The organism is Nissabacter sp. SGAir0207 (assembly GCF_005491205.1).
Classification (GTDB): domain Bacteria; phylum Pseudomonadota; class Gammaproteobacteria; order Enterobacterales; family Enterobacteriaceae; genus Chimaeribacter.
Window position 1 is genome coordinate 165,598 of sequence record NZ_CP028035.1, and the last position, 19,291, is coordinate 184,888.

Consider the following 19,291-nt stretch of genomic DNA (forward strand, 5'->3'; position numbering starts at 1 on the left):
ACACAGAGAAGGAGCTTTAATGAGCAGTGAGAGTGTACAGGCATGGCTGGCACACCATGCCCCCGACCTGCATGTGGTCACCCAATCACAGAGCACCGCCACCGTCGCGCTGGCGGCCGAAGCTTTTGGCGTGGCACCGGGGCAGATTGCCAAGACCCTCTCGTTCCGGGTGAATGATGACGTGATCCTGTTGGTGATGGCTGGCGACGCCCGGCTGGACAACAAGAAGTACAAGGAGCAGTTCGGCGTGAAGGCGCGGATGCTGGGCAGCGAGGAGGTAGAGGCGCTGACCGGCCACCCGGTGGGCGGCGTCTGCCCGTTCGCCACTCCGGCGGCGGCCACGCTCTACTGCGACGCCTCGCTTCAGGCATGGGATGAGGTGATCCCGGCCGGTGGCTCCGCCAATACCGGGGTACGCATCGCGCCAGACCGGCTGGTAGCGCTGGTCGGTGCCCAGTGGGTCAACGTGGCCCGCGAACCGGTGGTTGCCGAGTAACAATGGCGGCGGCATAGCGCTCTGGTTCCCTGCCGCGTCGTGCAGAATGCGCGGCCGGTGGCTCTGCTAATACCGGGGTGCGCATCGCGCCAGACCGGCTGGTAGCGCGGGTCGGTGCCCAGTGGGTCAACGTAGCCCACGAACCGGTGGTTGCCGAGTAGCCGTGACGCCGCTGGTTACGCGTCGTCTGCCGTGTGGCGTTGCGCCAGAATGCGCGGCAGGTTGCTCTCCAGCCAGTCGGCCAGCCCTTCCACCTGCTCACGCACCTCCTGCCCGAGCGGCGTCAGATGGTACTCAACATGCGGCGGCACCACCGGGTAGGCAACGCGCGCGACAAACCCATCCTCTTCCATATAGCGCAGCGTCTGCGCCAGCATCCGCTCACTCACGCCACCGATTTTGCGCCGCAGTTCACTGAAGCGCAGCGTCTCGCTTTTCAGGGCAATCATCACCAGCACCGCCCAGCGGCTGGTCACCCGCTTCAGCACCTCTCGAGAGGGACAATTGACGTTGAGTAGTTCGCCGCGTTGCAGCCGCTCCGCCAGGGGTGGGGTTATTTTTTGCATACTAACACTCTTGTAAGTACTTACGAAAAGTTAGTTTGAGGCATAAGCTGGGTTTTAGCACGAAGTTTCTGTTCGCCGGGCGACCTCTGATCCCGGCCTGACCCATAACCCAGGAGTTTGAGATGATGGTAGTAACAGGCGCGACCGGCCAATTGGGCCGTTTGGTGATTGAGGCACTGCTCGAGCACGTCCCGGCAGGCGAGATCATTGCCGCCGTGCGCACCCCGGCCAAGGCTGCCGATCTGGCGGCGCGCGGCGTGGTGGTGCGTGAGGCCGACTACAACCGCCCCGAGACGCTGGCGACGGCCTTCGCTGGCGCGGACAAGCTGCTACTGATCTCCTCTAGCGAAGTAGGGCAGCGCCTTGCCCAGCATCAGGCGGTGATTGATGCGGCGAAAGCGGCGGGCGTGAATTTGATCGCCTATACCAGCCTGCTCAATGCCGACGACACTCCGCTGGCACTGGGTGAGGAGCACCGCGCCACCGAGGCTGCCCTGCGCGCCTCCGGCGTACCCTACGTCCTGCTACGCAACGGCTGGTACACCGAAAACTATGCCGCCAGCATCGCACCGGCGCTGGCACATGGGGCGTTCATTGGCGCGGCCGACGAGGGGCAGATCGCCTCCGCGCCCCGTGCTGACTATGCCGCGGCCGCCGCTGCCGTGCTGCTGGCGGACAATCAGGCCGGACAGGTCTACGAGCTGGCCGGTGATGAGAGCTATACGCTGGCGGCGTTCAGCGCGGAGATCGCCCGCCAGAGCGGCCAGCCGGTGCGCTACCTTAACCTGCCGCGCGAGGAGTTCGAGCGTGCGCTGCTCAATGCCGGCCTGCCCGCCGGGCTGGCGGCGCTGCTGGCGGACTCAGACAGCGGCGCGGCACAGCAGGCGCTGTTTGACCAGAGCCACACCCTCAGCCGCCTGATTGGCCGCCCCACCACCCCCTTTGCTGACGTGATTCGCGCCACCCTCGCGGCGTGAAAGTAGCCGGGGCGACGCTGCCCGCCCCGGCCTTTTTCTGCCCGCCCACGCCACGTCGCCTACACTGAAAGGTCAGGCGCGGCCCAGCCATTGGGTTTTCTCTTCTTACCACCAGGAGCAGATCATGAGCAGCATTACCCCAGAAAATGCCACCACAGAACGCCATATCGAACAGTTTCTTACCCAACTCAACGCGGCCGGCGGCCCACCGATGGAGCAGCTTTCGCCAGAGCAGGCACGGCAGGTGCTGGTGGACGCGCAAAACTCCGTGCAGGTGGATCTCTCTGGCGTCGAGATCAGCGAAAAGACCGTCAACAGCAGCGGCCACGATCTCAGCCTGACCATTGTCCGGCCGGAGGGCGCGACTGGCACCCTGCCGGTGTTTATGTTTTTCCACGGCGGCGGCTGGGTACTGGGCGATTTCCCGACCCACCAGCGGCTGGTGCGTGATCTGGTGGTGGAGAGCGGCGCGGCGGCCGTGTTCGTCAACTACACTCCGTCACCGGAGGCGCAGTACCCGGTTGCCATCAATCAGGCCTATGCCGCTACCTGCTGGGTCGCCAACCACGGTTATGAGATCAACCTCGACGGCGGGCGGCTGGCCGTGGTCGGCAACAGCGTCGGCGGCAACATGGCGGCGGTGGTCAGCCTGATGGCGAAGGAGCAGGGCGCGCCCCAGCTGCGCTATCAGGTACTGCTCTGGCCGGTGACCCACGCCGCCTTTGATACCGACTCCTATGAGAGCTACGCCGAAGGCTTCTTCCTGACGCGCAACATGATGAAGTGGTTCTGGGACAACTACACCGATGACCCGAGCAAACGCACTGAGCTGCACGCCTCTCCGCTGCTGGCGACGCCGGAGCAGCTGGCTGGCCTGCCGCCAGCGCTGATCCAGGTCGCCGAGTTTGATGTGCTGCGTGACGAGGGTGAAGCCTATGGCCGCAAGCTGAACGAGGCGGGCGTCGAGACCACGCTGGTGCGCTACGACGGCCTGATCCATGACTATGGGCTGCTCAACCCAATTAGCCAGGTGCCAGCGGTGAAGATGGCCATCTCACAGGCCGCGGCGGCCCTGAAACAGCGCCTCGCCTGACTCCCAGCCGGCCCCGCCCGGGGCCGGATGTCAGCCTTGCAGCAGCGCGATGCTCTGTTTAATCTCGCGTTCAATGTCCGCTTCGCTCCAGCTTGCCAGCACGGAGGAGAACGGCTCGAACGAGTAGAGGCCGCGGTAGCCAAGGCGCTCCAGATTATCCACCTGCTGCTTGCTCTTCAGCCGGTCTGTCGGCGTCAGCATGATGCGCTCCTCATCGGTCAAGTTGGCGGCCGGGCGGTCATCCTCCACACCCGAAAGGTGCACCAGCCCGATGCTCTCCATCGCCATCTGCCGGTCAAAGGCCGCCTGATCCACCTCATCCAGATGGTGGTGGAAGGTGTCTACCACCAGCTTGTAGGGCGCGGCCGCGTCATGGATCAGCGACTGCGTCAGCAACGAGGAGCGCAGGGAGCTGATGCCAAAGCCCAGCGGCTCCACCAGCCCGGTGACGCCATACTGCTGGAACAGCGGGGCCAGCGCGCTCAGCGCCTGTAGTGTCTCCTGCTGTTTCTGCTCATCACTGCGCGAGTCATCGGCGCTACAGTGCGGGCAGAGCACCAGCGCCTGACAATGGATGGCCTGCGCCTCCTTCAGCATCGCCTCGGCGTTCGCCAGCACCTGCGCGCGCTCCGCCCCCAGGTTAAAGCGGCCCAGTGCGTTGATGGTGATGATCTCCATGCCATATTTCTGCGCCAGCGCGTTCACCTGTTCCGCACTCAAATCATCGGTGATCTTGCCGCTGGGCATGTCATTGCGCAGTTCCACCTTATTCAGGCCACACTTCTTCACGACCTGAAAAAATTGCTCGATGGTCAGGTTGGGGGCGATTTTACGGTTGATACAGAAGCGGTCGAGCGCGATAGCCATAATGTCTCCAAAAGCCGTTGCTGGATGAAGTAAAAGACGCCCCGCTGGCGGGAAAAGCGCGTCTGGTCACAGGTGAAATGTTCCGTCGCTTAAGAGAACATTTATTCCATAATAAAAGAATAATGGAATTCGGATTTTTAGAGGCAGCTCAAAAAATTTCTTCTGCCATGCTGAAACAACATTGGGCCTTGCGAGGCACCTTCCAGCCTTTTCAACGGCCGGCGGTGTGCTTAGCCAAGGTCAGGAAGGCCCATGATGGCTAAGGGTTTGTTGCGATAGGCGCAGGGTGAAGGAGTGAGGGACGCGTGCCAGATGACAGTTACATGATCGGCTGCACATTTTTGCGAGGCAGCTCCATAAAATAAAACATCCCAAAATAAAATATTTGAAACTTTTTTTTCAATGAAATAGAGTTTTTGCCAACAGCCGCTGGCAAGCCCCCCTGTTGCAGGCGTGGCGCGGCCAGCCCGGCACCACCGTGTCAAAGACATCAAATTATGAGGGTGAGACATGAAAATCGTGGGTAACTTTATTGGCGGCAAAACCTGCCAGAGCGCCAGCAACCAGACCATCCCGGTCTATAACCCCGCCACCGGCAAGGTGGAGTGCGAAGTGACGCAGAGCACCGGCGACGAGGTACTGGCCGCCATTGAGGCGGCGCATCAGGCTTTCTCGGCCTGGGCGGCGACCACCCCGCTGCGCCGTGCGCGCATCATGTTCAACTTCAAGGCCTTGCTGGAGCAACACCGTGAGGAGCTGGCGCAACTGATCGTTAGCGAGCATGGCAAGGTTTACTCCGATGCGCTGGGCGAACTGACGCGCGGCCTGGAGGTGGTGGAGTTTGCCTGTGGCATCCCGCACCTGATCAAGGGCGAGTACTCCCCAGAGGTGGGTGGCGGCGTCGATAGCTTCTCCATGCAGCAGCCGCTGGGCGTGGTGGCTGGCATTACCCCGTTCAACTTCCCGGCGATGGTGCCGATGTGGATGTTCCCCATCGCCCTGACCTGCGGTAACACCTTTGTGCTGAAGCCACCGGCGCTGGCACCCTCTGCGGCGGTGCGCATGGCGGAACTGCTGAAAGAGGCGGGCCTGCCGGATGGCGTCTTCAACGTGGTGCACTGCGCCAATGAAGATGCGGAACAGCTCTACACGGATTCGCGCGTGCAGGGCGTCAGCTTTGTTGGCTCCTCCACCGTCGCTGAGTACATCTACAAGACCGCCAGTGCCCACGGCAAGCGGGTGCAGGCGTTTGGCGCGGCGAAAAACCACGCCATTGTGATGCCAGATGCTGACCTGGATGCCACCGTCAATGCGCTGATGGGCGGCGCGTTTGGCTCTGCCGGCGAGCGCTGCATGGCCCTGCCGATTGCGGTGGTGGTGGGCGATGACACCGCCGACAAGCTGGTGCAGAAACTGAAGCCGCTGATCGCGGAACTGCGCGTTGGCCCCGGCCTGCAACAGGGCGGCGAAGAGAATGAGATGGGGCCGCTGGTCTCCTCTGAGCACCAGAAAAAAGTGGTGGGCTACATCGACAAGGGCGTGGCCGAAGGGGCCAGTCTGGTGGTGGATGGCCGCAATTATCAGGTGGCGGGCGCGCCAGGCGGTTACTTCGTCGGTGGCACCCTGTTCGACCACGTGACGCCGGAGATGGTGATCTACCGTGAGGAGATCTTCGGGCCAGTGCTGGGCATTGTGCGCGTGCCGGACTACCAGACCGCCATTGAGACAGTGAATGGCCATGAGTTTGGCAACGGCAGTGCCATCTTCACCAGCAACGGGCGCTATGCGCGTGAGTTCGTCAGCAGCGTGCAGGCTGGCATGGTCGGCGTCAACGTACCGGTGCCGGTGCCGATGGCCTTCCACAGCTTTGGCGGCTGGAAACGTTCGGTATTCGGCGCGCTCAACGTCCACGGCACCGACGGCGTGCGCTTCTACACGCGCATGAAGACCGTCACCGCCCGCTGGCCGAGCGGCCAGCAGACCGTCTCCGAGTACAGTATGCCGACGCTGGGTTGATTGACACACCGCAACAGGAGGGAGTCATGTCTCCACTGCTTTCCAAACTGCAACAACCGGACGCGCAGGGGCGCGTCCAGCACATTACCCCTGAAAACGCTGGCTGGGAGTATGTCGGGTTTGAGGTGTACCACCTGAAGTCGGGCCAGAAGCTGGCGCTGGAGAGTGAGGGTGATGAACTGTGTCTGGTGCTGGTGGCCGGGCGGGCCTCGGTCGCGACCTCCAAGGCGGAATTCCCGCACATCGGCAAGCGCATGAGCCCGTTCGAGCGCGTGCCGCCCTATTCGGTCTATGTGCCGCACCATGACCGCGTCAACGTGCTGGCCGAGAGCGATCTGGAATTGGCGGTCTGCCGCTCGCCCTCTCGCGGCACACTGCCAGCGCGGCTGATCACGCCGGAAGAGGTGGGCGTGGAGCGCCGTGGCAAGGGGCGCAACAAACGGCTGGTGCATAACATCCTGCCGGACAGCGAACCGGCCGATAGCCTGCTGGTGGTGGAGGTCTACACCGCCGAGGGCGACACCAGTTCCTACCCGAGCCACAAGCATGATGACAAAAACTCGCCGGATGAGACCTATCTGGAGGAGTCCTACTACCACCGCCTCGATCCGGCGCAGGGCTTCTGTATGCAGCGCGTCTACACCGACGACCGCTCGCTGGATGAGTGCATGGCGGTCTACAACGGCGACGTGGTGAAAGTGCCGCGCGGCTACCACCCGGTGGCGACCATTGCTGGCTATGACAGCTACTACCTGAACGTGATGGCTGGCCCGGTACGCAAGTGGAAATTCACGTGGGAGAAGGATCACGCCTGGATCAACAGCGACGCCTACCCGAAGGGGCAGTCGGAGCGCTGACAGGGCAGTCGTGGCGTTGACTCAGTAAAAACGGCCACCTGCGGGTGGCCGTTCTGCATCATTTGGCTGGCTGGGTGGTGAGGGTGCTGGCACCGCTGGCCTGCGCGTTGGTCAGGGCCAGTGAGACCGCCAGAGTTTGGGCAAGGCACATGGAGGCCACCTGGGAGCGGAAGCCGTCCACCTGCGCCTCGCGTACCACGAAGCAGACGTCACTGAACGCCGCCAGCGGACTGACCTGGCTGTCGGTGATGGCAATCTGCTGCGCGCCCTGTTTCGCGCCGAGCTGCACCAGATCCACCGCCTCCTGCGCGTAAGGGGAGTAGCTGATGGCGATCACCACGTCATTCGGCTTCACCATGCTGAGCTGCTCGGTAAACATGCCGCCAAGGCCATCGATCAGGAAGGCGCGGCGCTCGAGGTGGCGCAGGGCGTAGGTCAGGTAGGAGGCGACGCTGAAGGAGCGGCGCAGGCCAATCACATAGATGGTGTCGGCGTTGTGCAGCATCTCCACCGCACGCTCAAGCTGATCCGGGCTGACCTGCATGGCCAGTTGCTGCAATGCCTGCGCGTTCACCATGGTGAAGACGTTGAGGATCTCCGCCGGCTTCTCGGGCACCGCGTTCTCCTCGGTGGAGGTCTGGCGGAACAGGCGCGCGCGCTCGGTGTAACTGACGGTCTCCTCCATCAGGTGCTGGCGGAAGACCTGTTTCATCTCGTTGAAGCCGCTGAAACCAAAGGCATTGGCAAAGCGGATCAGCGTGGAGGGCGGCACGTCAGCCTGGGTGGCGATGGAGGCAACGGTATCAAAGGCGATGCTGTTGCTGTTGTCGAGAATATAGCGGGCCACCTGCTTCAGGCGCTTGCTCAAAGTATCGTAGCGACGGCGGATCTCATCCTGTAACAGCGAGAGTTGGGTCGGGTTAGTCATATCGGTGGCTCACAAGGGAAGACAGGGATCAGGTGAAAAACGAAACACGTTTTCATTGTTGCCATTCTATCAGATGAATTGAAAATTTCATTTGTTGCGGCAAATCCCAGCCTTTATTTCATCGTACCTTGAAAAAGGTCACAAATCGGCACACCGGGCGCAGGGTGGCACCCGGATACCGCACGTTTTATGCAGGGTGAACGCGACGCGGCCCTGAAAGGGCCGCGTGGGCGCTACTTTTTCAGCGCGTCTGGCAGTGGACGGACATCACGCCAGAAGCCGATCAGCGTCAGGTAGTTCTGCTTCACCTGTTTGATCAGCGCGGCGTCATCCAGTTCACCGTGCAGCCAACGGCGGGAGGCGTGGCCGAAGATGGTGCGGCCGACGGCAAAGCCCTTCACGCAGCGGGCAGCCGCGGCGGCGGCGAAGCCCGATTTTAGCTCCGCCTCTGGCGCGTCGAGGCCCAAAATCACCACGCCACGGCAGTAGTCGTCATTGGCGTCGATCACGGCGCCCACCTGCTCCCAGGCAGCGGTGGAGAGCGGTGGCAGCTTCCACCAGTCGGGCTGGATGCCCAACTCATAGAAGCGCGTCAGGGCGTCGATGTAGAAGCGCTCATCTTTGTCATCGCTGCTCTCGGGCAGGATCACCTCCAGCAGCAGCTCATGGCCGCTCTGGCAGCAGGCGCGGTAGACCTCCAGCAGCAGGGCCTCCTGCTCCTGACGCAGCGCGGCCGGATCTTGCGGGTGGTAGAACACCAGACATTTGACCACGTGCTCCTGTGGCCAGCTCACCAACTGGGAGCCGATGTCGCCATGCTCCAGCCGTAGCGGGCGCGAACTGGGCAGCTCAATCGGCCGGCCAATCCACCAGCCCTGCCCGGTGATGGCGTTCAGCGCTGGCTGGCCGTAGGTGGTGTCAGCCAGAATGCCGCTGTTGTTCGCCAGCCCTGCCTCGGTGGCGGCCTCACGCGCGGCCTGAAGCAGCAGCAGTTTCAGCGTCGGAATGCGGTCATAAGAAACGCCCGCCTCGTCGGCCATATCCTCCAGTTGCTTGCGGTGGTCGAAGGCGAACACGCACAGCTCCGGCCACGCCTGCTTGCGGGTAGTGACGCGGTGCAGGTGGTTGAGGCGCACATCGCGATCCGGGCGCGGCACCTGGGTATCGCGGCTCAGGTAGTCGTCCAGCTCCGCCTTGGTCGGCATCGCTGGGGCGCAGCCGTGGCGGGAGACCACCAGTGCGCCGCAGGCATTGGCGTAGCGGCAGGCCTGATCCCAGCCCTCATCATTGAGGTAGCCGCGCAGCAGGCCAGACATAAAGGCATCGCCCGCGCCCAGCACGTTCAGTACATCGACGCGCACGCCGCTGTGCAGCTTGACCTGGCCCCAGCCGTCCGGAATCTCGCCCTCGAACACGGAGCAGCCCTGCGCGCCACGCTTGCACACCAGCGTGGCCTGCGTGTGCTGGCGCACGTTTTTCAGCGCCGTCAGGGTCTCTGTGCTGCCGCCAGCGATGTGGAACTCCTCTTCGGTGCCGACGATCAGGTCAAATTTATTCAGGACTTCCTGTAACTGGCGGGTCACCTGCGCGGACTCAATGAAACGCGTTTCGCCATCGCCCAGTGAGGTCAGCCCCCAGAGTACCGGGCGGTAGTCAATGTCCAGCGCGGTGCGCAGGCCATGCTTGCGCGCATAGTCCAGCGCCTTCAGCACGGCGGCGCGGGTATCCGGGTGCGACAGGTGGGTGCCGGTTACCGCCACCGCACGCGCCGAGGCGATGTAATGCTCATCAATGTCATCCGGCACCAGCCCCATGTCGGCACAGTTATCGCGGTAGAAGATGAGCGGGAAGGTCTCCTGATCCTTGATGCCGAGGATCACCAGCGCGGTCAGGCGCTGCTGGTCGGTGATCAGGTACTGGGTATCGACGCCGACCTGTTGCAGCGTCTCCCGCAGGAAGCGGCCATTATGCTCATCGCCGACCCGCGCCAACATGCCTGACTTCAGGCCCTGAATGGCGGTGCCGTAGGCCACGTTGCCGGATGAACCGCCGAGGTATTTGGAAAAGGTGCTCATGTCTTCCAGTCGCGCGCCAATCTGCTGGCCGTAGAGGTCAACCGCAATGCGGCCGATGCAGATGACATCCAACTGTTTGGGTTGTGTCGCCATACCAGATTCCTTCTAAAAGGGATGAAGAAGCATTTTTCAGCAGTATGGGGAATAAAAATTTCAAAAACAAGAATGAATGAAATCAAGTATCCAAAAATGTGAGTGGTGACAAACAATGCCTGTTCCGGCGCGGGGTTAGCATCGACTACCGATCGTGAAAGGGGCCGGGGCTGGGTGTTGCCTTGGTTTTCAGTTGATTGAATTCCCTCAAAAATTTGTGAGGAGGCACGCAAAAGAGAGTGAAAGGTTACGTAACGTTACGATAAGCGCGCAGCGGGTCGAATGGACGTTTTATTTCATTTTTTGATCTTACTCGCAAAATGGAATGTTTCTTCTGGAATGGTATTTTGTGGAAAAAAAATTTGTTTATAATTCCCCCACGTTTCACTGCTCGCTGTCTGTCCGCCATTGGCGGGCCTGCGGGGCAGGCGGCCCACTGACCGGACGGGCGTACTGCGCCGGGCGGCAGCCCGATACCACCAGATGACAAACAGGAAGGGTTCAACAATGGCTAAGACGAGACTCACAGTGGCGCAGGCGTTGGTTAAGTTCCTCGATAACCAGTACGTTCTGGTGGACGGCGAGGAGATCAAGTTTGTAAAAGGGATTTTTGCCATTTTCGGCCACGGTAACGTACTCGGGCTGGGGCAGGCGCTGGAGCAGGATCGCGGCGCGCTGGTAGTACACCAAGGGCGCAACGAGCAGGGCATGGCCCATGCGGCCATCGGCTATGCCAAGCAGAAACTGCGTCGTGAGATCTACGCCTGTAGCTCCTCTGTCGGCCCCGGTGCCGCCAACATGGTGACCGCCGCGGCCACCGCCACCGCCAACCGCATCCCGCTGCTGCTGCTGCCGGGCGACGTGTTCGCTACCCGTCAGCCCGACCCGGTGCTGCAACAGATTGAGCAGCCGCACGACCTGAGCATCAGTACCAATGACGCCTTCCGCGCCGTCAGCAAATATTGGGATCGCGTGTCGCGCCCGGAACAGCTGATGAGCGCCTGTATCAACGCCATGCGGGTGCTGACCGACCCGGCCGAGACCGGCGCAGTCACCCTGTCGCTGCCACAGGATGTGCAGGGCGAAGCCTATGACTACCCGGACTACTTCTTCCAGAAACGCGTGCACCGCATGGATCGCCGCCCGGCCACCGCTGGCATGGTGCAGGACACACTGGCAATCGTCGCCCGCAAACGCAAGCCGCTGATTGTCTGCGGCGGTGGGGTGAAGTACAGCGCGGCAGCGGCAGCGCTGCAACAGTTCGCCGAGCGTTACGGCATTCCGTTCGCCGAGACCCAGGCTGGCAAAGGGGCGATTGTCTCTGACCATGCGCTGAACCTCGGCGGCATCGGCGAGACCGGCAGTTTGGCCGCCAATACCCTGGCAAAAGAGGCCGATCTGGTGATTGGCGTCGGCACCCGTTACACCGATTTCACGACGTCATCGAAGTGGATCTTCCAGAACCCGGACGTGGAGTTCCTGAACATCAACGTCAGCGCCTTTGATGCTGGCAAGCTTGATGGCGTGCAACTGCTGGCGGATGCGCGCGACGCGCTGGAGACCCTCGACAGCCGGCTGGCCGACAGCGGTTACCGCGCCAGTTGGGGCGATGCCATTAGCCGGGCGCGCGAAAGCCTCTACCGGGAGGTGGATCGGGTCTATCAGGTGGAGTACAGCGGCGAGGACTTTGTGCCGGAGATCGATGACCACCTCGATCGTAAGCAGGTGTTTGCCGAATTCATCGAGGCCACGCAGTCGGTGCTGACCCAGAGTAAGGTGCTCGGCACCCTGAATGAGATGCTGCCGAAGGATGCGGTGATCGTGGCCGCTTCCGGCAGTATGCCGGGCGACCTGCAACGCGTCTGGCGCACCACTGGCGTCAACGGCTACCACGTTGAGTATGGCTACTCCTGCATGGGTTATGAGGTCAATGCCTCGCTCGGCGTCAAGCTGGCGGAGCCGCAGCGCGAGGTCTACACCCTGCTCGGCGACGGCTCCTTCATGATGCTGCACTCCGAGCTGGTCACCTCCATTCAGGAGGGGGCGAAGATCAACGTGGTGCTGTTCGACAACATGACCAACGGCTGCATCAACAACTTGCAGATGGAGCACGGCATGAACAGCTTCACCACCGAGTTCCGCTTCCGCAACCACGAGGACAACAGCCTGACCGGCGGCTTTGTGCCGGTGAACTTCGCCATGCTGGCGCAGGCTTACGGCTGCAAGACCTACAGCGTCACTACCTATGAGCAGCTGCGTGAGGCGCTGGAAGATGCGCGCAAACAGACCGTGTCGACGCTGATAGACATCAAGGTGCTGCCGAAAACCATGGTGCACAAGTACTTCAGTTGGTGGCGCGTCGGCGGCGCGCAGGTCTCGAACCGCGACAGCATCCAGCGCGTGGCCGAGATGCTGAATGAGAACATCAATAAGGCGCGCGAATACTGACGCATCCCTGATTCCACGGGCAGCGGCCTGCTGCCCGCCCAGTTACTGCTTTTCACACAGAATTTAACGCAATTAAGCCGTATGCGATGAAGAAAACGTATGCGGGCGGGTAGCCCGTTATCTGAATCCTGAGGAGTACCCTACTATGTCATTGAATATTGGCGTTATCGGCACCGGCGCAATTGGCCAGGATCACATCCGTCGTTGCAGCAGTGTGCTCCAGGGCGCGCGCGTGGTGGCAGTCAACGACATCAACGCCGAACAGGCAGCCAATGTGGTCAGCCGCCTGCGTCTGGAGGCCAAGGTGTATGAGAACGGCCATGAGCTGATCAATGCGCCGGACGTGGACGCCGTACTGGTGACCTCCTGGGGGCCGAGCCACGAGGAGTTCGTGCTCGCCGCCATCAAGGCGGGCAAGCCGGTCTTCTGCGAAAAGCCGCTGGCGGTGACCGCCGAAGGGTGCAAGCGCATCGTTGAGGCAGAGAGCGCCCACGGCAAGCGGCTGGTGCAGGTCGGCTTTATGCGCCCCTATGACAGCGGCTACCGTGCGCTGAAACAGGTGATCACCTCCGGCCAGATTGGCGAGCCGCTGATGCTGCACTGCGCGCACCGCAACCCAACCGTCGGCGACACCTACACCACGGACATGGCGATCACTGACACCCTGATCCATGAGATCGACGTGCTGCGCTGGCTGCTGGATGATGACTATGTCTCGGTGCAGGTGGTCTTCCCGCGCCAGACCTCCAACGCCTACAGCCACCTGAAAGATCCGCAGATCGTCCTGTTTGAGACCGCCAAGGGCGCGCGCATTGACGTCGAGATCTTCGTCAACTGCCGCTACGGCTACGACATTCAGTGCGAGGTGGTCGGGGAGACCGGCATCGCCCGTCTGCCGGAACCCTCCTCGGTGCAACTGCGCAGCGAGGCCAAGCTCTCCACCTCCATCCTGACCGACTGGAAGCAGCGTTTCATTGACGCTTACGACGTGGAGTTGCAGGGCTTTATCAACGACGTGCAGGCTGGCCAGCTAAGCGGCCCCTCCGCCTGGGATGGCTATGCCGCCGCCGTTACCGCTGACGCCTGCGTCGCCGCCCAGTTGAGCGGTGAGATTGTGCCGGTGGCGCTGCCGCCGCGCCCGGCCTTCTACGGCAAAACCAAGGCATAACCTACGCACTGTCAACGGGCTGGCGCTTCAGCCGTCGGCCCGCACGTACCAATTTAGGGAGTTACCATGAAAATCGCGTTTGATGTCGACGTCATCAAGGACATGGGCATTACCAGGATGGTTCACCAGGTGGCGGAGTGGGGCTACAAGTACATTGAGCAGTCGCCGCACCCGCAGATCAACCCGTTCTACAAGCATCCGAAAGCCAGCCGTGAGGTGATGACGGAGTACCGCAATGCGCTGAAGGCGACCGGGGTGGAGATCTCCTCCTTTATCGTGGTCTACCGCTGGTCAGGGCCGGGCGAGGATCGCCGCGTGGCGGCTGTAAGAAACTGGAAGCGGATGATTGAGATCGCGGTGGAGATGGGCGTGCAGGTGATCAACACCGAGCTGGCTGGCAACCCGAACGAGCCGGAGATCTGCGAGGAGCTGTGGTATCGCTCGATGGAGGAGCTGCTGCCGATCATTGAGCGCGAGGGCATCCGTATGGAGGTGCAGTCGCACCCGTGGGATTTCTGCGAGCTGAACAACGAGACCTGCGATTTGGTGAAATCCCTGCGCAGTGACAACGTGAAGTACCTCTACAGCGTGCCGCACACCTTCTTCTACGACAAGGGCGTGGGCGATGTGGCGAACATGCTGCGCTACGCTGGCGACGATCTCTCCCATGTGCTAATCGCCGATACCCACAACCACACCAAGCACTGCCGCTACATCGTCAACCCGCCGGGCGTGGACGCCGCCGTGCACCAGCACGTTGGCATCGGCGAGGGGGAGGTGGATTTCGATACCCTGTTCAAGACGCTGCGTGAGATGGATTTCGCCAACAAGAAGTTCAAGGTGGGCGGTGAGCCGATCATTGCTGCCTCGCTGTTTGGCTACCCGGAAAAGATGAAATATCAGGCCGTGGAAACCCGTGAACGTATCGAGCGGGAACTGTTGCTCAAATAACCCCAATCATGCAGCGAGGCTTATCATGAACAAAGAGAACGTCAAACTGGCCATCGCGCCAATTGGCTGGACCAACGACGACATGCCGGATTTGGGCAGCGAGAACACCTTCCAGCAGTGCGTTAGCGAAATGGCGCTGGCGGGCTTCACCGGCAGTGAAGTGGGCAGCAAATACCCGCGTGACCCAGCGGTATTGAAACGGATGCTGGACGTGCGCGGCATCCAGATCTGCAACGCCTGGTTCAGCACCTTTTTCGCCGATGGCCTGAAAGAGAAGACCATCGATGAGTTTATCAACCACATGAACTTCCTGCATGAGATGGGCGCGCGGGTGATTGGCTGCTCCGAGCAGAGCAAGAGCATCCAGTGCACCACCAAGGCAGTGCTGGAGGAGAAGCCCCACTTCACCGAGGAGGAGTGGCAGCGGGTGGCCGACGGCTATAACACGCTGGCGAAACTGGCGGCGGAGAAGGGGATGCAGGTCTGCCTGCATCACCATATGGGCACCGCGATCCAGACCCCGGCGGAGATTGATCGCTTCATGGCGCTGGTCAACGACGACGTCTACCTGCTGTTTGATACCGGCCACCTTTACTACTCCGAAGGCTCCCAGCAGGTGATGATGCAGGTGTTTGAGAAGCACTTTGCCCGCATCAACCACGTGCACCTGAAAGATGTGCGTGACGAGGTGGTGGCGGATGTGCGCCGCAACCGGCGCAGCTTCCTGGATGGCGTGCGTATGGGCACGTTCACCATTCCCGGCGACGGCGTGATCGACTTCGCACCGGTGTTCAAACTGCTGGATGAGCGCGGTTACAAGGGCTGGATTGTGGTAGAGGCAGAGCAAGACCCGGCGATCGCCAACCCGTTCGAGTATGCCAAACGGGCGCGCGAGTTTATTCGCGAGCACACCGGGCTGTAACACAGAGCAGGGCGCTTCGGCGCCCTGCTGTTCAGACGCGCCGCACCCGGCCCATGTGGTGCGCATCCACCATCTGGCCATCCCGCACCGCGAAGCAGGGGCTGGTGCCCTCCACCTCAAAGCCAAACTTCCTGTAGAGCGCCAGCGCCGCGCGGTTGTCGGTGTAGACCGTCAGCTCCATCCGTTGCACATTCAACCAGTTATCACAAAGCTCCACTGCCGCGCCAAGCAGCGCACTGCCCACGCCACGCCCGTGGCAGGTTGGCAGTACGCCCATGCCAAAGGTCGCCACATGGCGGCGGCGCGCATGGGTCTGCTGGAACAGCGTCAACTGGCCGACGATCTCGCCCTCCAGTAGCGCCACCAGACTACAGCTATCCGGGGCCGGGTTGCGCAGGCGCTCCTCCCAGCGGGCGACATTGGGGTAGGGCAGTTGCAACGTATCGCGGTAGACCGCTGGCTGGCTGTAGAGGTGGTGCAGGGCGGCGGCATCTTCGACTTGCGTGTGACGGACAGTGATCGTCATGGTACGGCTCCTTGTCTGGGTGGCTGGCAATAACCCTTTAAATTATCTGGCATAATTTTTTCGTCAAGATAAAAAAATGCACGAAAATCACTTTACAGATACGAATGATAATGATTATTATTGTCATGCGTTCCGGGGAGATGGCACTGACATGCTGGTGTCTTCCAGGAAAGCACGACATTGCTCACATTGCTTCCAGTGTTTTTTAAGCCAGCTCGGGTGCTGGCTTTTTTTTTGCCTGCCATCCACCACATCGTCTATTTCTTCATCTTCCCACTCGTTCATTTTTTTTGAACAGAGAGGTTAAGTTATTGCGCTTTCATCTTTTCAGTCCGCCGCTAGACTAAGTGAAAACATTGAGGAGGATTGAACATGATTTACTTACGTAAGGCAGAAGATCGCGGACACGCCAACCACGGTTGGCTGGATAGCTGGCACACCTTCTCGTTCGCGAATTACCACGATCCGAAGTTTATGGGCTTCTCGGCGCTGCGGGTGATTAACGAAGACGTGATCGACGCGGGGCAAGGCTTTGGTGCCCACCCACACAAAGACATGGAGATCCTGACCTACGTGCTCTCCGGCACCGTCGAGCATCAGGACAGCATGGGCAACAAAGAGCAGATTCAGGCGGGTGAGTTCCAGATCATGAGCGCCGGCACCGGGGTAAGGCACTCTGAGTACAATGGCCGTGATGACGCGCCGCTGCACCTCTACCAGATCTGGATCATCCCAGATACCCAGGGCCTGCCGCCACGCTATGAGCAGCGTGCCTTTGACGCGCCGCAGGGCCGCCAGTTGGTGCTCTCCCCGGATGCACGCGACGGCTCGCTGAAGGTGTTTCAGGACATGACCCTGTCGCGCTGGGCGCTGGCCAAGGGTGAGCAGGGTGACTACACCATCGCCAGCGGCCGCCGTATCTGGATCCAGGTGGTGCGTGGTAGCGTTACGGTCAACGGCCAGTCCGCTGGCACCAGCGACGCCTTCGCCCTGTGGGATGAGAGTGCCCTCACCCTGCACGCCGACGAAGAGAGCGAAATCCTGCTGTTCGACCTGCCATCGGTATAATGGAACAGGCAATAAAAGGCGATGCCAAGGCATCGCCTTTTTTATGTCTGGAGAGTTTGGCCGGTGATTAATCACATTACCGCCATCTTGGGCTGGCAATAACAATGAATACGCCCGCCGTTGATATTCGCCTGATCACAGCTAATTATCACCGCCCCGCTGCCGGGGCGGTCTGTGGCTTAGAAGCTATATTTCACCGTCAGTGAAAGCCCCTTGTCGCGAATGCTCTCCTCCTGCCAGCGCCATGCATCCAGCCCGACGGTGGCGGGGCCATGTTGGTAGTGTGCGCCCAGCTGCATCAGGCTGTTGAGGCCGCCGCCGGTCTGCTCCTCTTCCAGTGTGAAACGGTGACCGGCAAGGGAAGCGGTGCGCTGGCTCTGGTGGTAACCAAGGTTCGGCCCACCCTCGAGCAGGGCGCTGACGCGCCAGCCGTGCAGGTCACCGGCTTCCAGCCGAAGACCGGCAACTGCGTCCACGGCGCTTTCGCTCACCGCGTCCATGTTCAGGCGATAGGCTCCCTGCTCCTGATAGCCGCCCTCCAGCGTGTGGCGCACCCGGACACCGGCATACGGCGTCAGCGTCAAATCGTGCGGCAGGGTGAAGGTCTTGCCAGCGTCGCTACGAAACTCCAGCGACTGCCAGCGCTGGTCGTGTCGGGCGGATTGGGTGGAAGCCATACGGCTGCTGTCGAGCTGGTGCAGGTCATAGCGCAGGCTGTTTTGCCATGCCCAGCCACCGTCAAGCGGCAGCTGGTGCGTCAGGCCAAAGAACTGGCTATAGCCGCTCTCCAGCCCGCTGTCGCCGGGCTGCTGCGCGCCACTGCCATCCAGCCGTGCCATGCCGTACTCCAGCGCCAGCTGGTGACTGCCGACGCTGAACGACTGGCGTAGCGCCAGCATGTCATAGTCAGTGTCGTCGCCCAATTCGGTGCGCGGGTCACCCTGCGCCACCAGATTGAACGCCAGCCCGTTGCCGAGCGGCGCGGCCTGCTGCGCCAGTTGGGTAAAGCGATGGCTGAGCACCCGCGCCTCGCGCCGTGTAGTCTGCGCGCTGCCGCTAAGCTGACGCCACGCCTGATGAAGGGCCGGGCTGGCAACCTGCTGCGGGTTGTTCAGGACATCATCTGCCGTCTCCATGGTAAAATTGCCCTGCATGTCATAATTCCACTCAAGTTCAAAGGGGCTGTAAGTACCATTCATAATGAGATTGTTGTCGATGACGTCCCATCCCTTAACATACAACACCTTGCCGTAAGGCGTAACTAAGGTCGAGTCATAGGTTCGGTAAGCGAATTTCACGGATGAATAGTAAGCGTTATTGAAATAAAACGAGCTGAGGGTGACCGTTTTATTATAAACATCCACCGTCGCGTTATTATTAAATGTGGCCGTGGTCTCCATATTGAAATTTCGGTCGGCATCATAAGACCACTCAAGGTCGAACTTATAGGGGCCAAGCGTGCCGCTCATCAGCAAATTATTATCGACCACCTCCCACTGTTTTACGACAAAATCCGTGAAGCCCCCGATAATTTCAGGCACGCCAGCACTGAAACTATAATAGAGCGGTAACTGGTCGAAGTGCTGGCCATTCACATTGACGTCATACATGGTGAACTTTGCATACTCCGTGTCCACCACGATCCCGTTATCAAAGGTGTAAGTCGCACCGGGCGTGTCGTCGTCCGGGTCAACGGGATCGGGGTCGGGCCACGGGCTGGGAATGTCGTCAGGGTAGATGGGGCCTGGGTAATCCGGTTCGTCCCACTCCTCTTCATCATCATACTCGGCCAGCGCCCAGGCCCCGAGGGCGGTAGCCAGCACGCCTGTGCCGGAGAGAATACCGACCCACACATCTTCCGAAGAGGATGACGCGGCGACGGGAACCGGCGTACGTACCGGCGCAGGCGCAGGCGCAGGCGTGGGTGACGCCACCACCGGTTTCAGGCACTCGGGCGGCAATTTGGCGATCTGCTCCTGGCTTAATCCTTTAAGGTCGCGCGGGCAGGGGGTGGATGAGCTGGAACGGGTCGCCGCAGCGCTTTGGCCGCTGATGGCCAGCATGACGGCCAGGGCAAGCAATCTCATAAACGGATGCTCCTTCATTTAATAGCGGAGATATCATTAGCCGGGTAAATAAACGTGGGCAGGATGTTTTTTTGCGCCGGATATAGTAATCCAGCCGAAAAGTGCAGGATGATTTTTAATCAGGAAGGCTTTCTGAATAACGCAAGGAAATAC

General features: G+C 60.9%; 17 protein-coding genes. 11 read left to right on the plus strand and 6 right to left on the minus strand.

Annotated features, from left to right (window positions below; all coding sequences use genetic code 11):
• Nucleotides 1-19 precede the first annotated feature (19 nt).
• Complete coding sequence (locus tag C1N62_RS00695; protein WP_137761834.1) at nucleotides 20-496, plus strand: YbaK/EbsC family protein; 477 nt, start codon at nucleotides 20-22, stop codon at nucleotides 494-496.
• Between the two features lie 176 nt (nucleotides 497-672).
• On the opposite strand, the gene C1N62_RS00700 is transcribed toward C1N62_RS00695, so the two are convergent.
• The gene (locus tag C1N62_RS00700) at nucleotides 673-1,062 is read right to left on the minus strand and encodes a winged helix-turn-helix transcriptional regulator (protein WP_370465578.1); all 390 of its coding nucleotides are present in this window, start codon (nucleotides 1,060-1,062) and stop codon (nucleotides 673-675) included.
• A 122-nt stretch (nucleotides 1,063-1,184) separates the two neighbouring features.
• On the opposite strand from C1N62_RS00700, the gene C1N62_RS00705 reads away from it, so the two are divergent.
• Both C1N62_RS00705 and C1N62_RS00710 read left to right on the plus strand, forming a co-directional pair.
• Nucleotides 1,185-2,039: an SDR family oxidoreductase gene (locus tag C1N62_RS00705; RefSeq protein ID WP_137761835.1), complete on the plus strand. Its 855-nt coding sequence runs from the start codon at nucleotides 1,185-1,187 to the stop codon at nucleotides 2,037-2,039.
• 124 nt (nucleotides 2,040-2,163) lie between these two features.
• Complete coding sequence (locus tag C1N62_RS00710) at nucleotides 2,164-3,132, plus strand: alpha/beta hydrolase (RefSeq protein WP_137761836.1); 969 nt, start codon at nucleotides 2,164-2,166, stop codon at nucleotides 3,130-3,132.
• Nucleotides 3,133-3,162: 30 nt separating this feature from the next.
• On the opposite strand, the gene C1N62_RS00715 is transcribed toward C1N62_RS00710, so the two are convergent.
• Complete coding sequence (locus C1N62_RS00715; protein ID WP_137761837.1) at nucleotides 3,163-3,999, minus strand: TIM barrel protein; 837 nt, start codon at nucleotides 3,997-3,999, stop codon at nucleotides 3,163-3,165.
• A gap of 17 nt (nucleotides 4,000-4,016) precedes the next feature.
• Here C1N62_RS00715 and C1N62_RS00720 point away from each other — a divergent pair, with 17 nt between their 5' ends.
• From C1N62_RS00720 to iolB, 3 genes are all read left to right on the plus strand, one after another.
• Complete coding sequence (locus C1N62_RS00720) at nucleotides 4,017-4,262, plus strand: hypothetical protein (RefSeq protein WP_137761838.1); 246 nt, start codon at nucleotides 4,017-4,019, stop codon at nucleotides 4,260-4,262.
• Nucleotides 4,263-4,509: 247 nt separating this feature from the next.
• On the plus strand, nucleotides 4,510-6,015 hold the full coding sequence (locus C1N62_RS00725) for a CoA-acylating methylmalonate-semialdehyde dehydrogenase (RefSeq protein WP_137761839.1): 1,506 nt from the start codon (nucleotides 4,510-4,512) through the stop codon (nucleotides 6,013-6,015).
• 26 nt (nucleotides 6,016-6,041) lie between these two features.
• Entirely contained in the window at nucleotides 6,042-6,872 is an 831-nt protein-coding gene (gene iolB, locus C1N62_RS00730; protein ID WP_137761840.1) for a 5-deoxy-glucuronate isomerase, read from the plus strand.
• Between the two features lie 58 nt (nucleotides 6,873-6,930).
• Here iolB and C1N62_RS00735 read toward each other — a convergent pair whose 3' ends face one another.
• Nucleotides 6,931-7,800, minus strand: a complete 870-nt coding sequence (locus C1N62_RS00735) for a MurR/RpiR family transcriptional regulator (RefSeq protein WP_137761841.1) — start codon at nucleotides 7,798-7,800, stop codon at nucleotides 6,931-6,933.
• 233 nt (nucleotides 7,801-8,033) lie between these two features.
• A complete protein-coding gene (gene iolC / locus C1N62_RS00740) occupies nucleotides 8,034-9,968 on the minus strand; it encodes a 5-dehydro-2-deoxygluconokinase (RefSeq protein ID WP_137761842.1) in 1,935 nt (644 codons plus the stop codon).
• Between the two features lie 507 nt (nucleotides 9,969-10,475).
• Here iolC and iolD point away from each other — a divergent pair.
• The 4 genes from iolD (at nucleotide 10,476) to iolE (ending at nucleotide 15,457) form a co-directional block, all read left to right on the plus strand.
• Nucleotides 10,476-12,416, plus strand: coding sequence for a 3D-(3,5/4)-trihydroxycyclohexane-1,2-dione acylhydrolase (decyclizing) (iolD, locus tag C1N62_RS00745; protein WP_137761843.1), 1,941 nt, complete (start codon nucleotides 10,476-10,478; stop codon nucleotides 12,414-12,416).
• A gap of 145 nt (nucleotides 12,417-12,561) precedes the next feature.
• Nucleotides 12,562-13,584 (plus strand): Gfo/Idh/MocA family protein, encoded by a 1,023-nt coding sequence (locus C1N62_RS00750; protein ID WP_137761844.1) that lies wholly within the window; start codon nucleotides 12,562-12,564, stop codon nucleotides 13,582-13,584.
• Between the two features lie 66 nt (nucleotides 13,585-13,650).
• Nucleotides 13,651-14,535, plus strand: coding sequence for a sugar phosphate isomerase/epimerase family protein (locus tag C1N62_RS00755; RefSeq protein WP_137761845.1), 885 nt, complete (start codon nucleotides 13,651-13,653; stop codon nucleotides 14,533-14,535).
• Between the two features lie 25 nt (nucleotides 14,536-14,560).
• On the plus strand, nucleotides 14,561-15,457 hold the full coding sequence (gene iolE, locus C1N62_RS00760; RefSeq protein WP_137761846.1) for a myo-inosose-2 dehydratase: 897 nt from the start codon (nucleotides 14,561-14,563) through the stop codon (nucleotides 15,455-15,457).
• A 31-nt stretch (nucleotides 15,458-15,488) separates the two neighbouring features.
• On the opposite strand, the gene C1N62_RS00765 is transcribed toward iolE, so the two are convergent.
• Complete coding sequence (locus C1N62_RS00765; RefSeq protein WP_137761847.1) at nucleotides 15,489-15,983, minus strand: GNAT family N-acetyltransferase; 495 nt, start codon at nucleotides 15,981-15,983, stop codon at nucleotides 15,489-15,491.
• A gap of 372 nt (nucleotides 15,984-16,355) precedes the next feature.
• On the opposite strand from C1N62_RS00765, the gene C1N62_RS00770 reads away from it, so the two are divergent.
• On the plus strand, nucleotides 16,356-17,051 hold the full coding sequence (locus tag C1N62_RS00770; protein ID WP_137761848.1) for a pirin family protein: 696 nt from the start codon (nucleotides 16,356-16,358) through the stop codon (nucleotides 17,049-17,051).
• Nucleotides 17,052-17,230: 179 nt separating this feature from the next.
• Here C1N62_RS00770 and C1N62_RS00775 read toward each other — a convergent pair whose 3' ends face one another.
• Nucleotides 17,231-19,138 (minus strand): autotransporter outer membrane beta-barrel domain-containing protein, encoded by a 1,908-nt coding sequence (locus C1N62_RS00775; protein WP_168195785.1) that lies wholly within the window; start codon nucleotides 19,136-19,138, stop codon nucleotides 17,231-17,233.
• Nucleotides 19,139-19,291 lie beyond the last annotated feature (153 nt).